Origin of the sequence: Mesorhizobium humile (genome assembly GCF_033977215.1) — a bacterium.
Lineage (GTDB): Bacteria > Pseudomonadota > Alphaproteobacteria > Rhizobiales > Rhizobiaceae > Mesorhizobium > Mesorhizobium humile.
Genome location: NZ_JAVIIV010000004.1, coordinates 40,191 through 64,003 on the forward strand (window position 1 = coordinate 40,191; position 23,813 = coordinate 64,003).

Consider the following 23,813-nt stretch of genomic DNA (forward strand, 5'->3'; position numbering starts at 1 on the left):
GGCCCGCAACCCGGCGGTTCGGGCAAAAACCGGTCCTGTGGCGTTGCGTTGCCCGCAAGACCATCTTTCAGCTTGATTAGCGGCATTCCGCCCGCTAACGAAGATAGACAACATAAGACGAGGATTGCCCAAATGAGTGACACCGCAGAGCGCGTCAAGAAGATCGTCATCGAGCATCTCGGCGTCGATGCCGACAAGGTGACGGAGCAGGCGAGCTTCATCGACGATCTGGGCGCGGACAGCCTCGACACGGTCGAACTCGTCATGGCGTTCGAAGAAGAGTTCGGCGTCGAGATTCCGGACGATGCCGCGGAGACCATCCTGACCGTCGGCGATGCCGTGAAGTATATCGACAAGGCCTCGGCCTGAATTCTTTCGCAGGCATTATCGGGGAGGACCTGCGATGAGGCGTGTCGTCGTCACGGGCCTTGGTCTGCTTTCGCCGTTTGGCATGGGCGTCGAGCACAGCTGGCGGGAATTGCTCTCCGGCCGCAGCGCTTGCCGCCGCGTCACCGAATTCGAGGTGGACGATCTTGCCTGCAAGATCGCCCACATCATCCCGCGCGGCGACGGCTCCAACGGCACCTTCAATCCAGAGGCCGTGCTCGAGCCGAAGGAACTGCGCAAGATCGGCGAGTTCATCCTCTATGGCATCGCGGCCGCCGACGAGGCGCTGGCCGATTCCGGCTGGAAGCCGCAGACGCATGAGGAGCAGTGCGCCACGGGCGTGCTGATCGGCTCCGGCATCGGCGGCATCGACGGCATCGCCGAAAACGCGATGATCCTGAAGGAACGCGGGCCGCGCCGCATCAGCCCCTTCTTCATCCCAGGACAGATCATCAACCTGGTCTCGGGCCAGGTTTCGATCCGCCACGGCCTGAAAGGCCCGAACCATGCGGTGGTCACCGCCTGCTCGACCGGCGCGCACGCCATTGGCGACGCGGCCCGGCTGATCATGTGGGGCGATGCCGATGTGATGCTGGCCGGCGGCGCCGAGGCGCCGATCACCCGGCTGTCGATTGCCGGCTTCGCCGCCTGCCGCGCGCTCTCCACCGACCGCAACGATACGCCGGAAACGGCTTCGCGTCCCTATGACCGTGACCGCGACGGTTTCGTCATGGGCGAGGGCGCCGGCGTCGTCGTCCTGGAAGAGCTCGAGCACGCCAAGGCGCGCGGCGCCAAGATCTATGCCGAGGTTACCGGCTATGGCCTGACGGGCGACGCCCATCACATCACCGCGCCGGCAGAAGACGGGGATGGCGCCTTCCGCTGCATGACGGCGGCGCTGAACCGGGCGAAGCTCTCGCCGGCCGACATCGACTACATCAACGCGCACGGCACCTCGACCATGGCCGACACGATCGAGCTCGGCGCGGTTGAGCGCCTTGTCGGCAATGCCGCCTCGAAGATTTCGATGTCGTCGACCAAGTCGTCGATCGGCCATCTGCTCGGCGCCGCGGGCGCCGCGGAAGCGATCTTCTCGATCCTCGCCATCCGCGACAACATCGCGCCGGCGACGATCAATCTCGACAATCCGGAACGCGAGTCGGCGATCGATCTCGTGCCGAACAAGCCGCGCCAGCGCCAGATCGATGTCGCGCTGTCGAATTCCTTCGGCTTCGGCGGCACCAACGCCTCGCTCGTGTTCCAGCGTTACAACGGCTAAAAGATCCCAGGGAAGCGTGCATAGCCGTTTCCGACCGGGATTGCCCAGAGATAGACAACCAACCGGCAGTCCCGCCACCTGCCGTCATTTTTGCCAAATTCTCCCCTAGCTTTTGGCCGGGGGATTCGTTGCAGATCAGACGGTAGGGCGCGCCATGAGCACAAATCCTGGGAGCACAAATCCGGGCGGCGACGGGGAATTCGGACGCCAAGGCACAAAGGGGCCGATCGTGCCGAAGACCGCGGCCGAGGCGCTGCGCCCGGAAGCCGGCACGCCGCCGCCGTCGAAGCGCTCGCGCGCCTCGCGCAGCCAAGTCGTCGTGTTCCTGAATTTCTTCCTTTCCGTGGTCATCCTTGCCGTGCTCGCCTCGGGTGCCGCGCTCTATTTCGGCATGCAGGCTTTCGTCGAGCCCGGCCCGTCCGCCAATGGCGACACCTTCCTGATCAAGCCGAACACCGGCGTGCAGGAGATCGCCGACCAGCTGGAACGCCGCAATCTGATCGGCGATGCCCGCATCTTCCGGCTCGGCGTGCGCGCCACGGGCAATGAATCGGCGCTGAAGGCTGGCGAATACGCCATCAAGCCGCGCGCCTCGATGCGTGACATCATGGAGCTCTTCAAGAGCGGCAAGTCGGTGATGTACTCGCTCACCATTCCCGAAGGGCTGACGGTCGAGCAGGCGCTGCAGCGCGTCGCCGATCAGGAAGCGCTGACCGGCGATATGCCGCCGGCCCTGCCGCCGGAGGGCAGCATTGCCACCGACACGCTGCGCTTCACCCGCGGCGCCACAAGGCAGCAGATGGTCGACAAGCTTATCGCTGACCAGAAGAAACTGGTCGAAGACGTTTGGTCGCACCGCGCGCCCGACCTGCCGATCGCCAACATCGACGACTTCGTCACGCTCGCCTCGATCGTCGAGAAGGAAACGGGCAGGAGCGACGAGCGCTCGCGCGTCGCCGCCGTCTTCCTCAACCGCCTGGCCAAAGGCATGCGGCTGCAGTCCGACCCGACCATCATCTATGGCCTGTTCGGCGGCAAGGGAAAGCCGGCGGACCGGCCGATCTACCAGTCGGATCTCGACAAGCAGACGCCCTACAACACCTACATGATCAAGGGCCTGCCGCCGACGCCGATCGCCAATCCGGGTCGCGCGGCGCTCGAAGCGGTCGCCAATCCGTCGAAGACCGACGACCTCTATTTCGTCGCCGACGGTAATGGCGGCCATGTCTTCGCGACCACGCTGGAAGAGCACAACCAGAACGTCGCCCGCTACCGGGCGCTGCAGAAGAAGCAGGCGGATGCCGCCGCCAAGGCTCCTGGCCAGACGACGGCGCCGGCCGCTCCCGATGGCGGCGCCGACAGCGGCGATGCCGGAGCCAATGGCGGCAGCGGCGAGAACGGCGACGCCGGCGGCGACGCCGCGCAATAAGCGCATCGCTTGAATCCAATCCGCCTTGAGCCTTCCGCTCGCGTCCTTTGACGCGAGCCGCTATTCATGTTTTGAGGGGATATCCGCCGCCGCGCCATCGGGCCGGCGATTTTTGGGGTGCGCGGCGCCGGGCAAGATAGGCCAGGGCCCGCGACAGGGGATGCACAATGAGCCTGCAAAGCATGACCGGTTTCGCACGGTCCGTCGCCGAAAGCGATGGCACCTCGATCGCCTGGGAGGTGAAGTCGGTCAACGGCAAGAGCGTCGAGGTCAGGCTGCGGCTGCCGCAGGGTTTCGACCGGCTTGAGACCGCCGTCCGCCAGACCGTTCAAAAACGCTTCGCGCGCGGCAATTTCCAGGCGACGTTGACGGTCGGCCGCGCCGCCGCAAGGCAAATCCAGCCAGTGGTCAACGAAGCGTTCCTCAAGGACCTGGCAGGGCTGGCCAAGCGTTTGCAGGAGCAGTTCGGCACCGAGCCCGCCACCGCCGACGGCCTGCTCTCCCTGCGCGGTGTGCTCGACATTCCCGAAGCGGTCGAGACGGAGGAGGAGCGCGCCGCCCTCGATGCCGCGATCCTGTCGGCGCTCGAGGCAGCGCTCGCCGGCCTCGAACAGGCGCGCCTCGGTGAGGGCGCAGCACTTGGCGCGCTGCTTGCCGGCCACATTGATGCCATCGAGGCGCTGACGCTGAAGGCAGAAGCCGACCCCTCGCGCGAGCCCGCGGCCATCCGCGAGCGCATCGCCGAGCAGGTGCGCCTCTTGATGGATGCTGCGGCCAATCTCGACGCCGTCCGGCTGCATCAGGAAGCGGCCTTCCTTGCCACCAAGGCCGACATCCGCGAGGAGATCGACCGGCTGAAGACACATGTCGCTTCGGCGCGGGCGCTGCTCAAAAGCGGCGGCGCCGTTGGTCGCAAGCTCGATTTTCTGGCACAGGAATTTAACCGCGAATCGAATACGTTGTGCTCGAAGTCGAACGCTGCCGCGGTTACCGCGATCGGGCTGGAGCTCAAGGCGGTGGTCGACCAGTTTCGCGAACAGGTCCAGAATCTGGAGTGACGGGATGGTTGTCAAGGAGCCGACGGCCGCCAGGGATCTGGGGTCCCGCATCCGCCGCCGCGGATTGATGCTGGTGCTGTCGTCGCCGTCGGGCGCCGGCAAGTCGACGATCGCGCGCAATCTGCTGGAAAGCGATGGAAGCCTCGAGCTTTCGGTCTCCGTCACCACAAGGCCGCGCCGCGGCTCCGAGATCGAAGGCGTCCACTATCATTTCCGCACCATGCGCGAGTTCGAGCGGCTGCGCGATTCCGACGCGCTGCTCGAATGGGCCGAAGTGCACGGCAATTGCTATGCGACGCCGCGCGAGCCGGCGGAAATCGCGCTGGCCGAGGGCCGCGACATGCTGTTCGACATCGACTGGCAAGGCGCCCAGCAGCTCAAGGAGAAGATGCGCGCCGACATCGTCTCGATCTTCATCCTGCCGCCGTCGATGAAGGAGTTGAAAGCGCGCCTGAAGCGCCGCGCCGAGGACCAGGAATCCGTCATCGAGACCAGGCTGAAAAATGCTCGCCTCGAGATCGAGCATTGGAAGGAATACGACTTCGTCATCGTCAACGACGATCTCGACCGCGCCTTCGCCGAGGTCCGCGCCATCGTCACGGCGGAGCGTCTTCGCCGCGACCGACGGCCCGGCCTGTTCGACTTCATTTCGGGATTGTTGGACGAGAAGACGGGGTGAGGCAGGCCTGATAAGCCGGATAAATAGCGTCAGCCGTCTGCAAGATCGTCCGGCCAACGCTGTGCTCCGTGAAGCACACGCAGAATCCGAATCCTGTTCTCGACTAGCTGATAGACCGCGACATACGGCGTGCCGACGATGACAAGCTCTCGTGTTCCTGCAAGCCTGCCGGTACGGCCGCTCTCGGGAAAGTCACGGAGACGCCCTGTCGCGGCGACGATCCGTTCGTCGACCACGATCGCGGCGGCAGGGTTGTCTGCCTCGATATGCGTGAATATCCCGTCGCGATCCGAGAGCGCGAATGCCGACCAGACGATCTTCAAGACCTAGGCTCATTGACCTTGCGACGGGCTACGGCGCGTCTTTCGGAAAAATGCGCCTCGACTTGATCGTCAGGAATGTCAGCTCGGGTGTCATTCAGCGCCTCGCGCACCTTGGCGCGAAACCACGCATCGTACGCCTCACTGTTTGCGACCAGATCGATGGGCAGCACACCCTCGTTGGCGGTTCGGGTAAGAAGTATCCGCACCGCATCTGAAACCGTAAGTCCCATACTTTCGAGCACCGCCGAAGCCCGATCCCGGATATCGGCATCAATACGCGTCTGGACGAGTGCGTTTGCTGGCATTGGCAATCTCCTTGATTGTCAATGTAATGCGCTTGAATGACAAATGCCAGCCATTCCGTACCTGATTTGCAGGCTGATGGAGAGCCTGAGACGCTGAGTACGGAGCTGGGACTTCCTTGCCTTTCCTCTTGCCGTCGCACTGGCCGGCTACAGCTACACCGCGTTCGTCAACCTGACGAACTCTTCCACGCTCAGCGTTTCCGCCCGCCGCGTCGGATCGATGCCGGCCCGCGCCAGCAGCGCTTCGCCGCCAAGGCTCTTCACGCTTTGCCTGAGCATCTTGCGGCGCTGGCCGAAGGCGGCCTCGGTGACGCGGCCGAGTTTTTTCGCATCGACGGGCAGGGGGGATGCGCGTGGCACCAGATGCACCACGGAGGAGGTCACCTTCGGCGGCGGCGTGAACGCCTGCGGCGGCACGTCGAAAGCGATCCTCGCCTCGGTGCGCCAGCCGGCCAGGACGCCGAGCCGGCCATAGGCGTCGCTGTCCGGAGCCGCTGTGATGCGCTCCGCCACCTCGCGCTGGAACATCAGCGTCATCGACTGGTAGAAGGGCGGCCAGTCCGCCACCGTCAGCCAGCGGATCAGAAGCTCGGTGCCGATATTGTAGGGCAGGTTGGCGACGATCTTGACCGGCCCGCCGTTCGCCGCCCCGGCGAGTACGGCAAAATCCGTCTTCAGAGCATCGCCGGGAATGACCTCGAGCCGGCCGGGATAATGACTGGAAACCTCGGCCAGCGCTTCGAGGCAGCGCTCGTCGCGCTCGATGGCGATCACGCGCCGCGCGCCGTTGAAAAGCAGCGCCCGCGTCAGTCCGCCTGGACCGGGGCCGACCTCGATCACCGTCGCTTCGCCGAGATCGCCGGCGGCGCGCGCGATCTTGCCTGTCAGGTTGAGGTCGAGCAGAAAATTCTGCCCGAGCGCCTTCTTGGCTTGCAGGCCGTGCCGCTCGATCACATCGCGCAGCGGCGGCAGTCCGTCGATTGTGGTGCGCCCGCTCAATGGATCCTCACGCGGCGGCGGCCTGCCGTCCGCTGTCGGCCAGCCGGCGCGCCAGCCTCAGAGCGGCGATCAGGCTGTCGGCGCGTGCGATGCCCTTGCCGGCGATGTCGAAGGCGGTGCCGTGGTCGGGCGAAGTGCGGATGAAGGGCAGGCCGAGCGTAACGTTGACCGCCTCGTCGAAGGCTAAAGTCTTGGCCGGGATCAGCGCCTGGTCGTGATACATGCAGAGCGCCGCGTCATAGGAAGCGCGTGCGCGCGGATGAAACATCGTATCGGCCGGCAGCGGTCCGATCGCGTCGATGCCTTCCGCCAGCAACATCCCGACGGCGGGAGCGACGATTGCGGCATCCTCCAGGCCCATCGCGCCGCCTTCACCGGCATGCGGGTTGAGGCCGGCTATCGCGAGCCTCGGCCGCGCTATGCCGAAGCGGCTTTCGAGATCGGCGGCGGTGATGCGCGCGGTGGCGACGATCAGCTCCGTCGTGAGCACCTTCGGCACTTGAGCCAAGGCGATGTGGATGGTCACCGGAACGGTGCGCAGGTCCGGTCCGGCCAGCAGCATCACCGGCGTCACATCCCTGCCGGTGTGGCGCGAGGCCAGATGCGCCAGATATTCGGTATGGCCGGGAAAGCCAAATCCGGCGTCATAGAGCGGCTTCTTGGCGATCGGGCAGGTGACTATCGCCGCGGCGCGGCCGGCGAAACAGTCGGCGACGGCGCGGTCGATGGCTTCGATCGTGCCGGCGGCATTGGCCGGGTCCGGCTCTCCCGGGCTGTCGACATGGCGCGCATCGAGCGGCACGACGGGCAGCGCGCGGGAAAAATGATGCGCTGCCTGTCCCGGTAGCGTCTCGGCAATCGTGATATTTGCGCCGACGAGGCGGGCGCGGGCTTCGATCAAAGCGGGGTCTGCAAGCAGGTAGAAAGGCGGCACGCCGGCGCTGTCGCCAGCCTGCCAGGCGGCGATGGCGATCTCGGGCCCGATGCCCGAGGGATCGCCGACGCTGAGCGCCAGCGGCGCATCGGTCCTCTGCCCGCTCATGCCAGCTCGCTCATCGCTTGGGCGAACTCGTTGCTGTGTCGAGGCACGCTTGTCGCTCTAGCGTTCGACGATCTTGGCCTTCTGACGCAGCTCGGCGACATATTTCTTGCTGAGCTCGTCGGCATCCTTGTCGTTGCTGCCCTCGGCCTGGAACACCATCTGCGCGGCCTTGTCGTCGGAAACCTCGCGCGAGGAGCAGACGCCGATGAATTCGACGCCGCGCTCGGTCTCGCGGGTCGGCGTCGCGCCGCCGGCCTTGGTCGCTTTGATCTGCTCGGCCCAGTCGGACGGCAATTGCGGCGCCAGAACACGGCCGAGATCGCGCACGGTGACGTCGAGCAGGCCCTTGGCGAAGTCGCGCGTGGTGTTGCAGCCGCTGAAGCGGGCGCGCATGGCGTCGGCCTCGCGCTTGCGTTTGGCGAGCGTGGCGGCGCGCTCCGAGGCCGGCACCACGAAGATCACCTGCTGCAGCATGTATTCCGTCGCGGTCGGCTTGGCGCCGCCCTTGTCGAGCATGCGCCGCACGGCGTCCTGCTCGGTTACCGAGCCGCCTTCGCCGGAGCGGTAGCGCGCGCTGAGCGCCTGGTTCCAGGCCATCTGGGCGCGGATGAATTCCTTGAAATGCTCCTTGGTGACGCCCGACTGCGTCATGATCGCGTCGAGCTTCGCCAGCGGCATTTTGTTGCCTGAAGCGAAGCGCTGGTAGGCGGCGTCGACTTGCTGGTCGCTGATGCGGATGCCGAGCCGCTTGGCTTCGGCCAGCCGCAGCGTCTGGTCGATCATCTCCTCCTTGGCATCTCCCTTCTTGTGCTGCAGCTTGAAGAAGGCGGCACGATGGGCGATGTCGCCGGAGGTGATCGGGATGCCGTTGACGACATACTTGATCTCCGCGGCGAAAGCAGGCTGCACGAGGGCCGTGACCGAAACCGAGGTCGCCGCCACCAGAAGCGCCAATCCCGCTGAAAACAGGTATTTCCTCATCTTACCTTCCCAATTTTCCCCACTACGACGGCGCCGCGCGTCCTCCAAACGCCTGCGCGATGCAGTCGACCCCATGCTCGTCCTATGCGGCGAAACGATGTCGCCGGCGCATGGCCTTGATAATCAGGTCCATTTTCGAAGAAACACGCTTCAAATCAAGACCAAACCCCATCGCACCCCCAGCCGACGCACGGCTCGGACGCCGCGCGCCTGCCGCCTGGTCACTGGATGGTGTCGACCGCGCTTGTTGACGAACCGAAATCGCCGAGCGTGCGGAACGACAGGTTGAAACCGATGTTCTGCGACACTTCCTTGGTGACGGTGTCACGCGTCTGCGAATACGTCATGATGTACGTGAAGCAGGAATCGTTATAGGCGAAGCCGACACCGTCCTTGACCAGCACATTCGTCTCGATGTCGTAGGTGCCAGTGCCGAACAGCCGCCAGTTCTGCGCCAGATGCGTCGAGGCGCCGAGCGTGAGTTCGTGGCGGTCGGTGGTGAAACCATAGAGCGGCTGCGCTTCGATGAAGGCATATTTGGCGCTGAGCGATATCGGCAGGCCGGAATAGGCGGCCTTCACTTCGGCACGCCTGACCTCGAAGGTCTGTTCGTCGAAACGCCCGCTCAGCGAGCCGGAGAAACCGCTAGGGCTGTTGAAGCCGACCAGGCCGACATAGTCCGAGGTCCGTTTGTCCAGGCCGGATTCGGCCCCGACATTGACGAGATCGGGCGCGGCAAAAGAGTTTACGCCCGCGAGCTGATACGACTGGCCGAAGATAGCGTTCGTGGCCCAGCCATTGTCATAGGCGCCTGAATAGCGGAAGCCGACATTGGCGCGCGTGCCGCCTTCTATGCGGTCATAGCCGGAGAATTTATCGCGCTCGAACAGCGTGGTGGCGTCGAAGACGAAGCTCTGCGCGTCCTCGTTGGGAATGGCCAGTCCGCCGACATATTGTTCGTTCGGGCGCACGAAGACCTGCGCGGTCGGCTCCAGGATGTGGCTGGAGCTGGTCATCGAGAACAGGAGCGGCCAGCGCGCCTCGAGGCCGAGGGTGGCCATGTAGCGGGCAAGCGACGAGCGCATGTCGACGTCCTGGCCGAGATTCGATCCCATCTGGTTGACGGCATCGAGCGAGGCCGAATTGGCGTTGACATAGCCGGCATCGCCGCGGAAGGCGAGCAACGGCGTCAGTTGCAGGCCGCCTTCGGTGGTGAAGGTGCGCTTCCACTCGGCTTCCGCCGTCAGCCGGCTCGACTCGCCTTCGATGCCGCGCACATTGTTGATCGAAGTCGCATCGCTGGCATCGGCGAGCACGGCGTCCAACTGGTTGCGGCTGATCACGCGTGCGTTGACGTTGAACGACAACTGGCCGCCGGCCACCGACGTGTCGGGAATATAGGCGTAGTCGAACGACGGCAGCACCCAGGGCTGCTTGGCAGCGCGCGCCGTCGGATCGCTGGAGAGCGTATCTTCCTGCACCTCGAAGCGCATGGCGCGGACATCGAAATAGTTGCGGTCGCTCAGGCCGGTCAGATAGATCGACGACTGGTGGACGAGGTCGTTGTAGCCCTCGATGTTGTAAGTGCGCGAGAATTCCTTGTCGGTCTGGAGCAGCACGTCCCAGCCGAAATTCCAGCGCTCGTTGATGGCGAACTGACCCTTGGTGCCCATCATGCCGCGGAACTTGTTCGGATCGTCGGCAGACCCCGAATTCACATTATGGCCGGCGGAATCGATAAACGCGTCGGGATCCTGCTGGTTGATGCCGGCGATCTTCAGCGTGTACTGGCCGTTGTTGAAGCGCTGGCGCCACTCGGCCTCACCGAGGAAGCCCTGCTTGGTATAGCCGCTGCCGGTGACGGTCAGGTCGTAGGTTGGAGACAGCGCGAAGTAATAGGGGACTTTGACGCCGACGCCGAGATGGCTGTTGTAGGTGACGCCGGGGATCAGGAAGCCGCTCTTGCGCTTCACCGTCGGGTCGGCAATCTCGAAGGCGGGCAGGTAGGCGAGCGGGAAGCCGAAGAACTCGAAATTCGAGTTCTCGAAGCGGACCGTCTTCTTCTCGCCGTTCCAGATGATCTTGCGCGCCTTGACGCGCCAGGTCGGCGCTTTGTCCGGCTGGTCCTCGCAAGGTTCGCAGGCCGTGTAGACGCCGTTGTGGAAGGTGGTGAGCACGCCGCCCATGCGCTCGGCGCTCTCGGCGGCGAAATAAGCCTTGTCGATCGTCTCGACGCGCAGCGCGTTGAGAAAGCCGTCGGCGAAGTCGTCGGTGATGTCGATATGGTCGGAATTGACCTTGGTGCCGTCGCTGTTGACCAGTTCGACGGCGCCGCTGGCGACGAGGCGCTTGGTGTCGCGGTTGTAAACCACACGCTGGGCGACCAGCTTGTTGCCGCCATAGTCGATCTGCACACCACCGACGGCCGTCACCGTATGCTTGTCGTTGTCATAGACAAGCGTGTCGGCAGCCAGCAGCATCTGCGTGCCGGACGGGACGGGCTTGGCGACAACCTGCTGCGCCAGCGCGGGTGCCATCGGCACCGCGCAAGCGAACAGACATGCCAAGGCGGTCGCCCCATAGAGGCGTGCCAAACCGGCCTGCCTATGGCTGCGCAAAACCGCCTCCCTCACTAGCCGTCTTCCTTGTATAGCAGAAACGTCACCCCAAAGAACATAGCCACGACAACCGGAACCCATGCAGCCACCACAGTAGGCACGAATCCGGCGACACCGAATGCCTTGACCAGTACCGAGACGACATAAAGCAGAAAGCCGGCCACGACGCCACCCAGAATCATCGTTGCCGATTGCCCCATTCGCGCAAATCGCATTGAAACCGTTGCAGCAATCAGCGTCATGGCCACGAGCAGGAACGGCAACGCCACCAGCGAATCAAATTGCATGGCGAAGGCGTTTGCCTTCAGTCCGAAGGAACGGGCGACCTCGATCTTGCGTGGCAATTCGTAGAACGGGATGGTTTCCGGGCGCGCCAGGCGTTCCTGCACGAATTCCGGCTTGAGATTGGTCGGCACCTTGTCGGTCGCAAGCGCCTGGATATTGCCTCCCTTGAAGACCTTGACGTCCTGCAATTCCCAGTAGCCGTCGCGCAGGAAAGCCTTGGCGGCATCCTTGCGCTCGGCGATATTGCCATGCTGATCGAGGACGAAAAACACCGCGTCCGCCATCTCCAGCCCCTGATTGAGGATGGCGCGGGCGCCGATGATGGTGTCGCCTGATTCGGTCTTTTGCCTGAGCCACGGCGTGACATTGGTGGTGACGGCATTCGACTTGCCGGCCCGCAGGTCGTTCTCCATCTGCTCGGACCAGGAAAAGCCATGCGCGGCGATCGGGTTGATGATGGCGACCGACAGCACGCCGAACATCAGCGCGCCGACGCAGCAGGGGAACAGGAATTGCCAGGCCGAGACGCCGGCCGAGCGGGCGATGACGAGCTCATAGCGGCGGTTGAGCGACACCAGCGTCGCCATCGCCGAGAACAGCCCGACGAACGGCACCGTCTGCAGCATGATCATCGGCATCCTGAGCGCCGAAATGGCGAAGGCTGTGCCGTAGGTGAAGCCGGGCAGGCCGGTCGTGCGGCCGGAAAGCTCGGTGAAATCGATCAGGAACACCAGCGCCAGCAGGCCCAGGAAGAACCAGAAGGTGATCGAGACGTAGCGGAAGAAGAAATAGCGGCCCAGCGTCCAGCCCATGGTCAAGCTCCCTGGCCGGAGGTGCGCCGGGCGAGCCAGAGCTTGAATGCCGTCCAATTGTCGCTGCTGCGCTTGGCAAGGCCCGTCAGCCAGTCGGCCCAACTGACAGGCAATTCCATGCTGCGCGACGAAACGATGAACCAGATCGAAACCGCGGAGGCGACGATTGGTATGCCGTAAAGCAGGTAGACATAGTACCCGACCTTGTCGGCCTTGCCCGCGGCGAAGAAGCCCAGCCATCGCACGAAAAGCGCGATCGCGATCGCCGTGATCAGCGGATTGACGCGCGCCTCCCGGTGCGAGCGCGCATCGCCCGCGACCGCAAGCGCGATCAGCGCGAACACAAGCGAATAGGACCATTCGGCGAAACGCTGGTTCAGTTCCGCCCGATAGCTCCCCGGTTCGCGTTGGAACATCTTGTCGTTGGGATCCGGGTTGAGCAGATACGCCGTCGTCCGGTCCTTGGGCAAAAGCGTGATGTCGTTCGCAGCCGACATGAAGGCCGACATGTCGAAGGCATAGGAGGTGAAGCGGATGACGGACAGGTCGCCGGTCACCGACTTACGGTTGATGACGCCGTCATTCATCATCAGCACCTTCTCGTCGCCCTTTTCGACGATGCTGCCGCTCTTGGCGTAATAGGTCAGGCTTGCGCCTTCCTCGCGCGAATCGGCAACGAAGATGCCGCCGAGCCGGTTGCCGGGAAGCCGTTCGCCGACCTGCAGGTAAAGGCCCTCGTCGATCTTGCGGAACGTGCCTTCCTGGATGATCAGCGACACGAGGTCGGCGCGCGAAGCCGCCACCAGCTGGCGGTTCTTCTGCCTGGCGTAGGGGTCTATGGCGTTGTCGACGATGAAGGAAAAGGCGCAGGCAAAAGCCGCGAGCAGCAGGATCGGCCGCGCGATCGTCCAGCGCGAGGCGCCCGCGGCGCTGAGCACCGCCAGCTCCGAATCGGTGTTCATCGCGCTCAGTGTCTGCGCCACCGCCACCACCAGCGCGAACGGCACCACGATCGGGATGATCGAGGGGATGATGAGCGCGGCGACCTCGAAGAAGGTCAGCGCCGACTGGCCGTTGTCGGTGACGAGGTCGATCTTGGCCAGAACCTGCGTCGTCCACACGATTGCCAGCGTCCACACCAGCGATGCGAGGAACATCGTCAGCGCGCGGCGCATGATGTAGCGTTCAACGACCTTCATGAAGGCCTTTCTCGATTTTGCCGAACGGCATCATGCCCGCCGACAAGGTAGTCATCCGGCGGCGCCCGTACAACTGGCTCATAGGTGGCTCGCTCCGGTTCTTCGCCCCACGTCGCGTACCCTGGCGCGGCGGAGTCTCCGCGCCAATGGATAAGAAATGCAAAACATCGATGGTTAACAGCACATTACGGCAGCAAGCTAGGGTCGTGCCGAGGCGAATCCTTTGTCTATGGTGGCGCTGATATAGACAGCGATTCCGGCCAAAGTCTTGCCAAATGGCTGAAAACGACCAAATGTCGCGCACGCTTGCCAAACCCCTCGCTCGCTCAATAACACCTTTTGCCGGCACCTTCCGGCCATCCCCGAAAGCAGGACCTGATGACGTCGAGACCTTCCGTTTCTTTCGCCAAGTTTGCCGCGCCGAAAAAAGGCAGTGTCTTCGTCTTCGTGGCCGATGGCGGGGGGCTCGGCGAAGCGGCGAAGGTCTGCGATCCGGCCGGCGCACTGGCACGCGCCTTTCCGGTCGCCGATTTTTCCGGCAAGTTCGCAAGCTCGGCCGAGGTGCTGGCGCCGGAAGGAACGTCCGTCGACCGGCTGGTGGCGATCGGTGCCGGCAAGGTCGGGAGCCTCGACGACAATGCCTGGCTGAAGCTGGGCGGCGCCGTTGCCGCGTCGCTGCGCAAGGCGACCGAGGTGGCCGTCATCCTCGATCTGCCGGACCTGCAGCCCGACGGCCGTCAGGCGGCAAGCCTCGCCGCCGGCATCCTGCTGCGCAGTTATTCCTTCGACAAGTACAAGACCAGGAAAGACAAGGAAGACGGGCAATCCGACACAAAGGCGGGCAAGCCAGCCAGGATAACCATCCATTGCGTCGACCCCGCGGCCGCGAAGAAGGCGTTTGCGGGTGAGGAGGCCGTGGTCGACGGCGTGCTGCTTGCGCGCGATCTCGTCAACGAGCCGGCCAATGCGCTTGGGCCTGTCGAATTCGCCGAACGCGTCAAGGCGCTGGGGCAGCTCGGCGTCGAGGTCGAGATACTCACTGAAAAAGAGATGAAGAAGCTCGGCATGGGCTCGCTGCTCGGCGTCGCGCAAGGTTCGCCGCGCGGCGCCCGCGTGGCGGTGATGCGCTGGAACGGCGGCAAGGCCAAGGACGCACCGCTCGCCTTCATCGGCAAGGGCGTTACCTTCGACACCGGCGGCAATTCGATGAAGCCGGCTTCCGGCATGGAGGACATGAAGGGCGATATGGGCGGCGCGGCCGCCGTCACCGGCCTGATGCATGCGCTGGCCGCGCGCAAGGCCAAGGCCAATGTGGTCGGCATCATCGGCCTGGTCGAGAACGCCGTCGACGGCCATGCCCAGCGCCCCGGCGACATCGTCACGTCGATGTCGGGCCAGACGATAGAAGTCTTGAACACCGACGCGGAAGGCCGCCTCGTGCTCGCCGACGCGCTCTGGTACGCCAACGATCGTTTCAAGCCGAAATTCATGATCAACCTGGCGACCTTGACCGGCGCCATCATGGTGGCGCTCGGCCAGCATTATGCAGGCTTGTTCTCGAACAATGACGAGCTCGCCGGCAGGCTGTTCGGCGCCGGCCAGGCCAGCCAGGAGCGGCTGTGGCGCATGCCGCTCGGGCCCGAATACGACAAGCTGATCGATTCCAAGAACGCCGACATGAAGAACATCGGCGGCCGTTATGGTGGCGCCATCATCGCCGCGCAGTTCCTGCAACGCTTCGTCAAGGACACGCCCTGGGCGCATCTCGACATTGCCGGCACCGCGATGGGCGCGCCGTCGAGCGAGATCAACCAGTCCTGGGGCTCAGGTTTTGGCGTGCGCCTGCTCGATCGGCTGGTGCGTGACCATTACGAAGGGTAGGGCGTGGCCGACATCCTGTTCTACCACTTGACTGAATCGACGCTCGAGGAGGCGCTGCCGGGCCTGCTCGAGCGCAGCGTCGAGCGCGGCTGGCGCGCGGTGGTGCAGACGGGCACGGAAGAGCGCCGCGACGCGCTCGACCAGCATCTGTGGATCTTCCGCGACGATTCCTTCCTGGCGCATGCCACCGACCGCGAGGCCTATCCTGCCGAACAGCCGGTCCTGCTGACCACGGGCGAGGCCAACCAGAACGCCGCCCAGATCCGTTTCCTTGTCGACGGCGCCAGTCCGCCCGAGCTTTCCGGCTACGAACGCGCCGTCTTCCTATTCGACGGCCATGACGCCGCGCAGCTAGAAGCCGCGCGTGGCCATTGGAAGACGATGAAGGAAGCCGGCCACGCCGTGACATACTGGCAGCAGACGCCCGACCGTCGCTGGGAGCGCAAGGCTTAGCTCGGAGGCGGTTCGCTATGCCTGCAGATGCTGCCACAACGCCTTGGCCGCCGGTCCGTGCGGTTTGTCGCGCCGCCGGACAGCGGCGACAGTCTCGGTGCGGCCGGGGATATGCCGGCCGGCGATCGAGAGCAGTCGTCCGTCGCGCAGCTCATCCTCGATCAGCCATCCCGGCAGATGACCCCAGGCGAGCCCGTGCAGGATCAGTTCTTTCTTCATCGCATGATCGGGCACGGAGCAGGAATGCGCCCCGTCGAGGACGAAGAAGTTTTCCGATGAGGGACGCCGCGCGGTGTCGCGGATCACGCATTGGGTAAAGGGCCGCATCGCTTCCGGCGTGACGTCATGCCCGATTTCGAGCGGCAGGAACCCGGGCGCCACCACCGGCATGAAGGCGACTTCACACAGATCGATCCGCTCGAGGTGCGGGTCGGACGGGTTGGCGCGATGGAAGACGAGATCGGCCTCGCCGTCCATCAATCGCTCGACCGGCCCGCTGATCGCTTCATAGTCGAGATGCAGGCGCGTGCGCGGCCGCCCGGCGAAGAAGCGGCTGAGCAGGCCGAGTATTCCGGGTCTCGGGCAGACGTCGCCAATGACGACGCGCAAAATGGTTTCCTCGCCGCTCGCGAGCTGGCCGGCATAGTCCTTCAGATGCTCGACTTCGCGCAGCGCCAGTTGCGCGCGGCGGTGGAACAGGCGGCCTTCTTCGGTGAGGTTCACCCGGTATCCGCCGCGGTCGAGCAGGGTCAGGCCAAGCTGCTCCTCCAGCCGCGCGACCGCGGCGAAGATAGAGGGATGCGTCCGGTGCAGCGTCTGGGCCGCGGCCTGGAAGCTGCCGCCTGTCGCGACGGCATCGAAACATCTGAGATCGTGAAGCTTCAAATCGTCCATAGTCGAAAAATCCTACAGAGATTGTCAAATCATAGTAATTTTCTTCGATGATCGCCAGTCTTAGCTTTGCCCCATCGAAAGCTGCGGGAGCTACCCGCCAACCACGATGAGGATCAAATGACCGACACACTTCACTTCACGGCGGGCGATGGCGCCCGCATCGCCTACAGGTTGGACGGTCCGGAGGATCGGCCGGTGCTGATGCTCTCCAATTCCATCGCCACGACGTTGCATATGTGGGATGGCCAGGTTCCGGAACTCGCCAGATCCTTCCGCGTGCTGCGCTATGATTTTCGCGGCCACGGCGGCTCCGACGCGCCGGCCGGCGCCTATTCGCTCGACCGCCTGGGCCGCGACGTGCTGGAACTGCTCGACTTTCTCGGCATTGCTCGCGTGCATTTCCTCGGCCTGTCGCTTGGCGGTTTCGTCGGCCAGTGGCTGGGCATCCATGCGCCGGAACGCATCGATCGCCTGATCCTCTCCAACACCTCGCCGCATCTCGGTCCGGCGTCCTATTTCGACGAGCAAATAGGCAATGTGCTTGCGGCAAGCAACCTGTCGGCCACGGCGGACATGTTCATGCGCAACTGGTTCCCGGCTTCGATGCTGGCCGCTCAAAACAGGACGGTCGAGCCGTTCCACGCCGCGATCCTGGCCATGTCGCCACAAGGGCTGGCGGGATGCTTCGCCGCGGTCCGCGACGCCGATCTGCGCCGTCCGATTTCCTTGATCACCGCGCCGACGCTGGTGATCGGCGGCGAGGACGACAAGGTGACGCTGGCAAGCCACAGCGAGGCGATCGCGGCGACGATCCCCGGCGCCGAGCTTCTGCTTCTGCCCGGCGTCCATCTGCTCAATGTCGAGCGTCCGGCGGAGTTCATGGAGGCGGTGGTGGGATTCCTCCGGAGCCGATGATCCGGCAGTGCGGAATGAGTTTGGGAAACGTCGCCTCAAATCGCTTTTTGCGCTAGATAGGGCCGAGCTCATGCGGCGGGGGGAGAATGCGGATCAGGATCGTCGGAACCGGCAGGGCGGTACCGGCTGAGCGCCTCACCACGCGCGCCCTGGAGGCGAAGCTGAGCCTCGGCGAGGGCGTGCTGGAAACCGTCACCGGCGTCGTCGAGCGGTATGTCTGCAATGCCGAATCGCAAATCGATCTCGCCTGCGCCGCGGCCACATTTGCGCTTGCCGATGCCGGCATCGAGTCCGGCGCCGTCGACCTGATCATCGGCGGCTGCGGCGTGCCCTACCAGCCGCTGCCGGCGACCGCGCCCCTGGTCATGCAGCGCCTCGGCCTGGCGGACGGCTCGGCCGCGGCTTTCGACGTCAACAGCACCTGCCTTGGCTTCCTTACCGCTTTCGAGACTGCCGGCCGCATGATCGAGGCCGGGCAATGCGAGACGGCGCTGGTCTTTTCGTCCGAAGTCGCCTCGCGCGCCTTGCCGTGGGGCGACGCGCCGGAAATCGCCGCGCTCTTCGGCGACGGCGCGGCGGCGGCTGTGCTGCGCAAGGCCAAGCCAGGTGAGGGCAAGGTGGCGGCGAGCCTGATGCGCACTTATCCTTCAGGCTGGGAGGCTTGCGGCATCGGTTCGGGCGGCACGCGCTTCGATTTCCGCAAGGAGCAGGAAGCATTCGCCGCGCACAGCCTGTTCCACATGGACGGCAAGGAATTGTTCCGGCTCACCGCGCGCCACTTCAACGGCTTCGTCGATGCTCTGCTCGATCGCGCCGGCTGGCGGCATGACGATGTCGACCTCGTCGTGCCGCACCAGGCGAGCCCCTTCGCGCTTGCCCACATGGCGCGCCAGACAGGCTTTGCGGCGGAAAGACTGGTCGACATCTCCGCCCGCTTCGGCAACCAGATCGCGGCCTCCATACCTTTCGCGCTGGACGTCGCGCGCCGCGAGGGCCGTGTCGCGCCGGGCACGAAGCTGCTCTTCCTCGGCACGTCGGCCGGCGTCTCCTTCGGCGGCATGGCGCTGGAGGTCTGAGGCGATGGCCGTGCTCGTCACCGGCGCCAGCGGTTTCTTGGGCTCGCATGTGCTCGAGCGGCTGGCCGCGTCCGGCACGCTGGCGCTCGGGCTCGGCCGCGATGAAGCACGCTGCGCCGCGCTCGAGCCCGCCGGCCATCGCATCATCCGCCACGACCTGACCGAGCCGCTCGACGGCACGCTCGATCCAAGGCTCAGCAGGGTCGAGCGGATCATCCATTGCGCGGCGCTCTCTTCGCCCTTCGGTCGCCTCGCGGATTTCGAGACGGCGAATGTGACGGCGACGCGAAACCTCGTCGATTTCGCCAGGCGGCAGGGCGTCAGCCGCTTCCTCCACATCTCCAGCCCGTCCGTCTGCTTCGCCTTCCGCGACCAGGTTGGGCTCAGCGAGGACGCGGCTTTACCGGAGCCCGTCAATCACTATGCCCGCACCAAGCGCGAGGCGGAGAAAATCGTGCTCGGCCAGCCCGCCATCCATCCGGTGGTGCTGCGGCCGCGCGGCATTTACGGCGCGGGCGATCGGGCGCTGCTGCCGCGGCTGATCAAGGCCGCGAGGAGCCGGCCTTTGCCGCTGTTTCGCGAAGGCCGGGCGGCCATCGACCTCACCCATGTCGACGATGTCGTCGACGCGGTGATGGCGGCGCTCGCGGCGCCCAGGGAGGCGGAGTGCCAGATATTCAACATTTCCGGTGGCGAGATGCTGCCGGTCCGCCGCATCGCCGACGAGGCCTGCAGCCGCGCCGGTCTCAAGGCGCGCTGGCGGCCGACGCCGCTGATGCCGGCGATGCTGGCGGCGGGCGTGATGGAAGCGGTGGCGCTTCGGCTGCCCGGTCGGCCCGAGCCGCCGGTCACCCGCTATGGGCTTGGCCTCTTCGCCTATGCGCAAAGCCTCGATCTTTCCAAGGCGAAGCGGATGCTCGACTGGGCACCGAAAATCTCGTTCGGACAAGGGCTTGACCGCACGTTCGCCGATGAGGCCGGGTCATGAAGATCGTCTTCGCCAACAGCGCTTGGGTGAGCGCCGCCGAGCGATTGATCCTGCGCGGCGGCGGCTGGCAAAGTGTCAGGCTGCGCGTCCGCTACGGACTGATCTTTCACCCGGCTGCCGGGCCGGTGCTCATCGACACCGGTTACACACCGGAAGCACTGAGCGACGATCGGCGCGGCCGGATGCTGCGGCTCTACGGCGCGTTGCTCAAACCGCAGCTCAACGCCGAGGAGCAGGTCCTGCCGGTGCTGCGGCGCTTCGGCCTGTCGCCCGATGATATCCGCACAATCATCGTCACCCATTTTCACGCCGACCACGTTTCAGGCCTGTCCCTGTTCCGCAACACGCGCTTCATCGCCAGCGATGCCGCCTGGGCGCGGGTCAAGGCGCGCGGCCCGAGGCAGAATCTGCGCCATGGCGTCTTCACCGAACTGTTCCCGGCGGATTTTGAGGCGCGGCTGGAGGGCCTGTCCTCGAAGCAGTGGGTCGAGGCGCGCGAGGATGTACCCGGCGGCGCCGATCTCTTCGGTGACGGCAGCGTGATCGCGGTCGATCTTCCTGGACATGCCGATGGCCAGTTCGGCCTGTTGTTTGCCGGGCTCGATCGCCCACTACTCTACGCCGTCGATGCGCAATGGCTGCTCACAGCCCTGACCGAGAACCGCACGCCAGGCTTCCCGGCCACTCTGATCGCCGAGGATGCCGCGGCAATCGAGCCGACCAGCGCCATGCTGCGCCGCTTCCTCGCCACCGGTGGCGAGGTGATGCTTTGCCACGATCCCGCGCCGACATCCTATGATCTCGCGCCGGAGGCCGCATGAACGGGCTGGCGGAAGCGGCAGGCTCCTTCGCCCTGACACGTTGGGTCTCGCGCAAGACCCGGCCCGGCTTCGAACGCTGGCAGGCGGCCGCCTTGCGGCGCTTCCTCGACCGCGACCTGCCGCGCGCGCCCTTCTACGGCAAGGCGCCGGCGCGCCTCACCGATCTGCCGGTCATCGACAAGGCGCTGCTGATGGCGCGCTTCGAGGATTTCAACGTCCACGGCCTCACCGCCTCGCTAGCCTGGGCAGCCCTGGCGCGCGATGGCCGGGCTGGCGCGCTCACGGTCGGCGCAAGCACCGGCACGTCGGGCAATCGCGGCCTGTTCGTGATTTCGGAAGCCGAGAGATATCGCTGGCTGGGCGCGATCCTCGCCAAGGCGACGCCCGATCTTCTGTGGCGCGGCATGCGCGTCGCCGTCATCCTGCCGCAGAACACCGGGCTTTACGACAGCGCCCGCAAATCGCGGCTGATCAAGCTCGCCTTCTTCGATCTGACGCTGGGACCGGAAAGCTGGCGCGGCGCGCTCGAAATGTTCGACCCCACGATCATCATCGCGCCGCCAAAGATCCTGCGGCATTTCGCGGCCGAGAACTTTGGGCTTCGGCCGAAGCGCGTCTTCTCCGCCGCCGAGACGCTCGACCCCGTCGACCGTCCGGTGATCGAAGCCTTCTTCCGGCTGCCGCTCGACCAGATCTACATGGCAACCGAGGGCCTTTTCGCCGTGACCTGCCGGCAGGGCGGGCTGCATCTCGCCGAAGACTCCGTCTTCTTCGAATTCGAGCCGGCGGGTGAGGGGCTGGTGGCGCCGCTGGTGACGGCCTTCCGCCGCCAAACCCAGATTATGGCGCGCTACAGGATGAACGACCTGTTGCGCCTCTCGGACCAGCCGTGCAAATGCGGTTCGCCGTTGCGCTGTGTCGACGAAGTTGTCGGTCGTATGGACGATGTCTTCCGGCTTGGTTCGGCGGACGGGCCGATCCTCCTCACGCCGGATGTGCTGCGCAACGCCGTGCTCAAGGCCGATCGCCGCATCGATGATTTTCGCCTCGTCCAGATCGGGCCTGACAGGGTCGAGCTCGGGCTTCCGCCGACGCTCGCGGACGATGCGGCGGCTGCCGCTCGTCAAGCGGTGCAGACATTACTGGACACACGAAAGGCGGTCGTCACCGTCACGCTCGTCCGCGCGCCGCTGCCGCTGGAGACAGGCCGTAAGCTGCGCCGTGTCGAATGCCGCCTGGAGCAGGCGCGATGAGCCGCGCCGCGACGATGAACAGGCCCGCGCAGCAGGCCGACCGCGTCGAGAACAAGCCGGCAAAAGTCGAGGCTTTCGTGAGGCTTTTCAACGAGATGCCGGTGCGCAATCTCATTGCCAACCTCAAGACCAAAGTGGAGGTTTTCGAAGTCGCCGGCCGCGTTTTTCCGCTGACGTTGAACGAGAGTGAGGCGCCCAACTGCTATATCTGTTGCCCGACCAGCGCCTATATCGATTACGCGATGGACGAGACACGCAACTTCGCCGCCCGCCCGCTGCTGCGGCGCGCGCTCAACGTGCTGATTGGCGCCTGCGCGCCGCTGGTCGGGGCAAGCGGCCTCGACCATCAGGCGCAGCTCAACAACTGGCTCTATTCGACCAATCCGGTTCCGCTGCTCGACCGGCCGGCGGTCGCGGCGCTGCGCGCGGCCCTGGCCGCGCGTTTTCCCGATCGCGCTATCGTCATCCGCTCGCTGAACGATATCGCCGATCCGGCGACCATTGCCGCCTTGAAGGCCGAGGGGTTCCGCATGCTGGCGGCGCGTCAGATCTACATCTTCGCCGACCGCAGCGCGGCGCCGGCGATGACGCGCGACATGAAGCGCGATCGCGCCCGCCTGCGCGCGACACCGTTCGAGTGGGTCGGCGATGGCGATTTCGCCGAGGCCGACTATGCCCGCGCCGAGCAGCTCTACGATATGCTCTACCTCGACAAATACACGCCGCTCAATCCGCACTACACCGCCCGCTACATCGCCGAGATGCACCGGCGCGGCATCATCAGCCTGGCGGGGCTGCGCAGGCCGGGCGGCGAGCTGGTCGCCGTCACCGGCCTGTTCGAAAACGGCGGCACGCTGACCCAGCCCATCGTCGGCTACGACACGGGCCTGCCGGTGGCCGATGGGCTTTATCGCATGATGATGGCGGTGGCGCAGGACCACGCCACGGCACGCGGCCTGTTCTTCAACATGAGCGCCGGTGCCGCTGGTTTCAAACGGCGGCGCGGCGCGGTCGCCGCGATCGAGTACAACGCCGTCTATGCCGGGCATCTTCCGCTTCGCCGGCGGATAGCGGTCCGCGTCATGGAGACGGTGCTGGCGCTGGTCGGCATTCCCCTGCTCAGGAGGTTCGAACTGTGAGCGAGCGCCGCGGGGAGGATCATTGGCAGGCGGTGGCGTTGTCCGCCGACATCGGCAGGCGGCCGAGGCGCATCCTGTTCGACGGTCAGCCCGTGGTGCTGTTCCGCTCGGCGCATGGCATCGCCGCGTTGTTCGACCGCTGTCCTCACCGGCTGGTCGAGCTGTCGACCGGCAAGATCGTCGGTGGCGAGATCGAATGCCCCTACCATGGCTGGCGTTATGACGGCGAAGGCCGTTGCACCGCGATCCCAGGCCATGTCGGCGCCATGCCGCATTACCGCGTCCGCCGCTACGCGGCGATCGAGCGCGACGGCGTGGTCTTCATCTCGTCCGGCGCGCCCGAAGGCGAACCTTACCTGCACTGCATGCAGGGCAGGGACATCATCGTGCGGCGGGTGCGCTCATCGACCCAGTCGACGGTGATCGACGCGGCGGAAAACATCCTCGATGCCACCCACACCCACTTCACCCATAAGGGCCTGCTGCGCGGCCTCACCTCCAAGCGCCACCTTGTGCGGGTCGAGGTGACCGGCGGCGAGGGCTGGGTCGAGGCCAGCTATTCCGGCGAGGACCGCCAGCAGGGTCTGATCAGCCGGCTGCTGGAAGGTGAGCGTGCGAAGACCATCGGCCGCTTCCGTCATCCCGGCATCGCCGAACTCGAATATTGGGGCAAGGACGGACTGGTTTTGGCCACCACGTTCCATCTTCGCCAGGCAGACGAGCGCACCGTCGAGGGCATCGGCTGGCTGATCGGCCGGCGCCAGGGCCTGCTCGGCGAGCTGAAGGCGCTTGCCTTCAAGCCGCTCTTCACCATCGCCCTGCATCAGGACCGCCGTGTGTTGAAATCGGCCAGCGACAACGCTCGGCTGCCGCCGCAGGCCTTGCCAGTGATCGGCCCGCTCGATTTCCTGCGCCGCGATATCGCCGCGATCATGGAGGGGAAGATGCCGGGGGCGGCGAGCGAGTCGAGGGTGTATGAGATCGAGCTTTAGATATA

Annotated in this window: 23 protein-coding genes; 14 read left to right on the top strand and 9 right to left on the bottom strand. The window is 65.2% G+C overall.

The genetic code is table 11. The annotated features are described in order from the left end of the window. Positions 1-132: 132 nt before the first annotated feature. The 5 genes from RFM52_RS07780 (at position 133) to gmk (ending at position 4,832) form a co-directional block, all read left to right on the top strand. Positions 133-369 carry an acyl carrier protein gene (locus tag RFM52_RS07780; protein WP_006203723.1) on the top strand — a complete coding sequence of 79 codons (237 nt, stop codon included), beginning with the start codon at positions 133-135 and terminating at the stop codon, positions 367-369. Positions 370-403: 34 nt separating this feature from the next. Beyond that, positions 404-1,666 carry a beta-ketoacyl-ACP synthase II gene (gene fabF, locus RFM52_RS07785; RefSeq protein WP_320296352.1) on the top strand — a complete coding sequence of 421 codons (1,263 nt, stop codon included), beginning with the start codon at positions 404-406 and terminating at the stop codon, positions 1,664-1,666. Positions 1,667-1,820: 154 nt separating this feature from the next. Then, positions 1,821-3,095 (top strand): endolytic transglycosylase MltG, encoded by a 1,275-nt coding sequence (gene mltG / locus RFM52_RS07790; RefSeq protein WP_320296351.1) that lies wholly within the window; start codon positions 1,821-1,823, stop codon positions 3,093-3,095. 167 nt (positions 3,096-3,262) lie between these two features. After that, a complete protein-coding gene (locus RFM52_RS07795) occupies positions 3,263-4,153 on the top strand; it encodes a YicC/YloC family endoribonuclease (RefSeq protein ID WP_320296350.1) in 891 nt (296 codons plus the stop codon). 4 nt (positions 4,154-4,157) lie between these two features. Beyond that, positions 4,158-4,832 carry a guanylate kinase gene (gmk, locus tag RFM52_RS07800; protein ID WP_320296349.1) on the top strand — a complete coding sequence of 225 codons (675 nt, stop codon included), beginning with the start codon at positions 4,158-4,160 and terminating at the stop codon, positions 4,830-4,832. 29 nt (positions 4,833-4,861) lie between these two features. Here gmk and RFM52_RS07805 read toward each other — a convergent pair whose 3' ends face one another. The 8 genes from RFM52_RS07805 to lptF all read right to left on the bottom strand — a co-directional run bounded on the left by RFM52_RS07805 (position 4,862) and on the right by lptF (position 13,396). Then, positions 4,862-5,155: a type II toxin-antitoxin system RelE/ParE family toxin gene (locus RFM52_RS07805; RefSeq protein ID WP_320296348.1), complete on the bottom strand. Its 294-nt coding sequence runs from the start codon at positions 5,153-5,155 to the stop codon at positions 4,862-4,864. After that, complete coding sequence (locus RFM52_RS07810; protein WP_320296347.1) at positions 5,152-5,460, bottom strand: type II toxin-antitoxin system RelB/DinJ family antitoxin; 309 nt, start codon at positions 5,458-5,460, stop codon at positions 5,152-5,154. Before RFM52_RS07810 ends, RFM52_RS07805 begins: the two co-directional genes overlap by 4 nt. A gap of 153 nt (positions 5,461-5,613) precedes the next feature. Continuing rightward, positions 5,614-6,459 (bottom strand): 16S rRNA (adenine(1518)-N(6)/adenine(1519)-N(6))-dimethyltransferase RsmA, encoded by an 846-nt coding sequence (rsmA, locus tag RFM52_RS07815; protein ID WP_320296346.1) that lies wholly within the window; start codon positions 6,457-6,459, stop codon positions 5,614-5,616. Positions 6,460-6,466: 7 nt separating this feature from the next. Further along, the gene (pdxA, locus tag RFM52_RS07820) at positions 6,467-7,501 is read right to left on the bottom strand and encodes a 4-hydroxythreonine-4-phosphate dehydrogenase PdxA (protein ID WP_320296345.1); all 1,035 of its coding nucleotides are present in this window, start codon (positions 7,499-7,501) and stop codon (positions 6,467-6,469) included. A 57-nt stretch (positions 7,502-7,558) separates the two neighbouring features. Beyond that, a complete protein-coding gene (locus RFM52_RS07825) occupies positions 7,559-8,482 on the bottom strand; it encodes a peptidylprolyl isomerase (protein WP_320296344.1) in 924 nt (307 codons plus the stop codon). Between the two features lie 221 nt (positions 8,483-8,703). Next, positions 8,704-11,115, bottom strand: coding sequence for an LPS-assembly protein LptD (locus RFM52_RS07830; RefSeq protein WP_320296343.1), 2,412 nt, complete (start codon positions 11,113-11,115; stop codon positions 8,704-8,706). Continuing rightward, complete coding sequence (lptG, locus tag RFM52_RS07835) at positions 11,115-12,197, bottom strand: LPS export ABC transporter permease LptG (RefSeq protein ID WP_320296342.1); 1,083 nt, start codon at positions 12,195-12,197, stop codon at positions 11,115-11,117. The genes RFM52_RS07830 and lptG overlap by 1 nt, the downstream gene beginning before the upstream one ends. Positions 12,198-12,199: 2 nt before the next feature. Then, on the bottom strand, positions 12,200-13,396 hold the full coding sequence (lptF, locus tag RFM52_RS07840) for an LPS export ABC transporter permease LptF (protein WP_320296341.1): 1,197 nt from the start codon (positions 13,394-13,396) through the stop codon (positions 12,200-12,202). A 378-nt stretch (positions 13,397-13,774) separates the two neighbouring features. On the opposite strand from lptF, the gene RFM52_RS07845 reads away from it, so the two are divergent. Next, positions 13,775-15,277 (top strand): leucyl aminopeptidase, encoded by a 1,503-nt coding sequence (locus RFM52_RS07845; protein WP_320296340.1) that lies wholly within the window; start codon positions 13,775-13,777, stop codon positions 15,275-15,277. A gap of 3 nt (positions 15,278-15,280) precedes the next feature. Further along, a complete protein-coding gene (locus RFM52_RS07850; RefSeq protein ID WP_320296339.1) occupies positions 15,281-15,730 on the top strand; it encodes a DNA polymerase III subunit chi in 450 nt (149 codons plus the stop codon). Between the two features lie 15 nt (positions 15,731-15,745). Here the strand turns inward: RFM52_RS07850 and RFM52_RS07855 are convergent, their stop codons facing one another. Next, positions 15,746-16,624: a LysR family transcriptional regulator gene (locus tag RFM52_RS07855; RefSeq protein ID WP_320296338.1), complete on the bottom strand. Its 879-nt coding sequence runs from the start codon at positions 16,622-16,624 to the stop codon at positions 15,746-15,748. 117 nt (positions 16,625-16,741) lie between these two features. Here RFM52_RS07855 and RFM52_RS07860 point away from each other — a divergent pair, with 117 nt between their 5' ends. The 7 genes from RFM52_RS07860 (at position 16,742) to RFM52_RS07890 (ending at position 23,808) form a co-directional block, all read left to right on the top strand. Next, on the top strand, positions 16,742-17,539 hold the full coding sequence (locus RFM52_RS07860) for an alpha/beta fold hydrolase (protein WP_320296337.1): 798 nt from the start codon (positions 16,742-16,744) through the stop codon (positions 17,537-17,539). 86 nt (positions 17,540-17,625) lie between these two features. Continuing rightward, positions 17,626-18,615 (top strand): 3-oxoacyl-[acyl-carrier-protein] synthase III C-terminal domain-containing protein, encoded by a 990-nt coding sequence (locus tag RFM52_RS07865; protein WP_320296336.1) that lies wholly within the window; start codon positions 17,626-17,628, stop codon positions 18,613-18,615. Positions 18,616-18,619: 4 nt separating this feature from the next. After that, positions 18,620-19,603 (top strand): NAD-dependent epimerase/dehydratase family protein, encoded by a 984-nt coding sequence (locus RFM52_RS07870; protein WP_320296335.1) that lies wholly within the window; start codon positions 18,620-18,622, stop codon positions 19,601-19,603. After that, a complete protein-coding gene (locus RFM52_RS07875; protein ID WP_320296334.1) occupies positions 19,600-20,424 on the top strand; it encodes an MBL fold metallo-hydrolase in 825 nt (274 codons plus the stop codon). The genes RFM52_RS07870 and RFM52_RS07875 overlap by 4 nt, the downstream gene beginning before the upstream one ends. Then, positions 20,421-21,677 (top strand): F390 synthetase-related protein, encoded by a 1,257-nt coding sequence (locus tag RFM52_RS07880; RefSeq protein WP_320296333.1) that lies wholly within the window; start codon positions 20,421-20,423, stop codon positions 21,675-21,677. The genes RFM52_RS07875 and RFM52_RS07880 overlap by 4 nt, the downstream gene beginning before the upstream one ends. Beyond that, positions 21,674-22,816, top strand: a complete 1,143-nt coding sequence (locus RFM52_RS07885) for a GNAT family N-acetyltransferase (RefSeq protein WP_320296332.1) — start codon at positions 21,674-21,676, stop codon at positions 22,814-22,816. Before RFM52_RS07880 ends, RFM52_RS07885 begins: the two co-directional genes overlap by 4 nt. Next, entirely contained in the window at positions 22,813-23,808 is a 996-nt protein-coding gene (locus RFM52_RS07890) for a Rieske 2Fe-2S domain-containing protein (RefSeq protein ID WP_320296331.1), read from the top strand. The genes RFM52_RS07885 and RFM52_RS07890 overlap by 4 nt, the downstream gene beginning before the upstream one ends. Positions 23,809-23,813: the final 5 nt, after the last annotated feature.

Coding starts and splice junctions, on each gene's coding strand:
- RFM52_RS07780 (WP_006203723.1), top strand. CDS start 133: ATGAGTGACACCGCAGAGCGCGTCAAGAAGATCGTCATCGAGCATCTC.
- fabF (WP_320296352.1), top strand. CDS start 404: ATGAGGCGTGTCGTCGTCACGGGCCTTGGTCTGCTTTCGCCGTTTGGC.
- mltG (WP_320296351.1), top strand. CDS start 1,821: ATGAGCACAAATCCTGGGAGCACAAATCCGGGCGGCGACGGGGAATTC.
- RFM52_RS07795 (WP_320296350.1), top strand. CDS start 3,263: ATGAGCCTGCAAAGCATGACCGGTTTCGCACGGTCCGTCGCCGAAAGC.
- gmk (WP_320296349.1), top strand. CDS start 4,158: ATGGTTGTCAAGGAGCCGACGGCCGCCAGGGATCTGGGGTCCCGCATC.
- RFM52_RS07810 (WP_320296347.1), bottom strand. CDS start 5,460: ATGCCAGCAAACGCACTCGTCCAGACGCGTATTGATGCCGATATCCGG.
- pdxA (WP_320296345.1), bottom strand. CDS start 7,501: ATGAGCGGGCAGAGGACCGATGCGCCGCTGGCGCTCAGCGTCGGCGAT.
- RFM52_RS07825 (WP_320296344.1), bottom strand. CDS start 8,482: ATGAGGAAATACCTGTTTTCAGCGGGATTGGCGCTTCTGGTGGCGGCG.
- lptG (WP_320296342.1), bottom strand. CDS start 12,197: ATGGGCTGGACGCTGGGCCGCTATTTCTTCTTCCGCTACGTCTCGATC.
- lptF (WP_320296341.1), bottom strand. CDS start 13,396: ATGAAGGTCGTTGAACGCTACATCATGCGCCGCGCGCTGACGATGTTC.
- RFM52_RS07845 (WP_320296340.1), top strand. CDS start 13,775: ATGACGTCGAGACCTTCCGTTTCTTTCGCCAAGTTTGCCGCGCCGAAA.
- RFM52_RS07855 (WP_320296338.1), bottom strand. CDS start 16,624: ATGGACGATTTGAAGCTTCACGATCTCAGATGTTTCGATGCCGTCGCG.
- RFM52_RS07860 (WP_320296337.1), top strand. CDS start 16,742: ATGACCGACACACTTCACTTCACGGCGGGCGATGGCGCCCGCATCGCC.
- RFM52_RS07865 (WP_320296336.1), top strand. CDS start 17,626: ATGCGGATCAGGATCGTCGGAACCGGCAGGGCGGTACCGGCTGAGCGC.
- RFM52_RS07870 (WP_320296335.1), top strand. CDS start 18,620: ATGGCCGTGCTCGTCACCGGCGCCAGCGGTTTCTTGGGCTCGCATGTG.
- RFM52_RS07875 (WP_320296334.1), top strand. CDS start 19,600: ATGAAGATCGTCTTCGCCAACAGCGCTTGGGTGAGCGCCGCCGAGCGA.
- RFM52_RS07880 (WP_320296333.1), top strand. CDS start 20,421: ATGAACGGGCTGGCGGAAGCGGCAGGCTCCTTCGCCCTGACACGTTGG.
- RFM52_RS07885 (WP_320296332.1), top strand. CDS start 21,674: ATGAGCCGCGCCGCGACGATGAACAGGCCCGCGCAGCAGGCCGACCGC.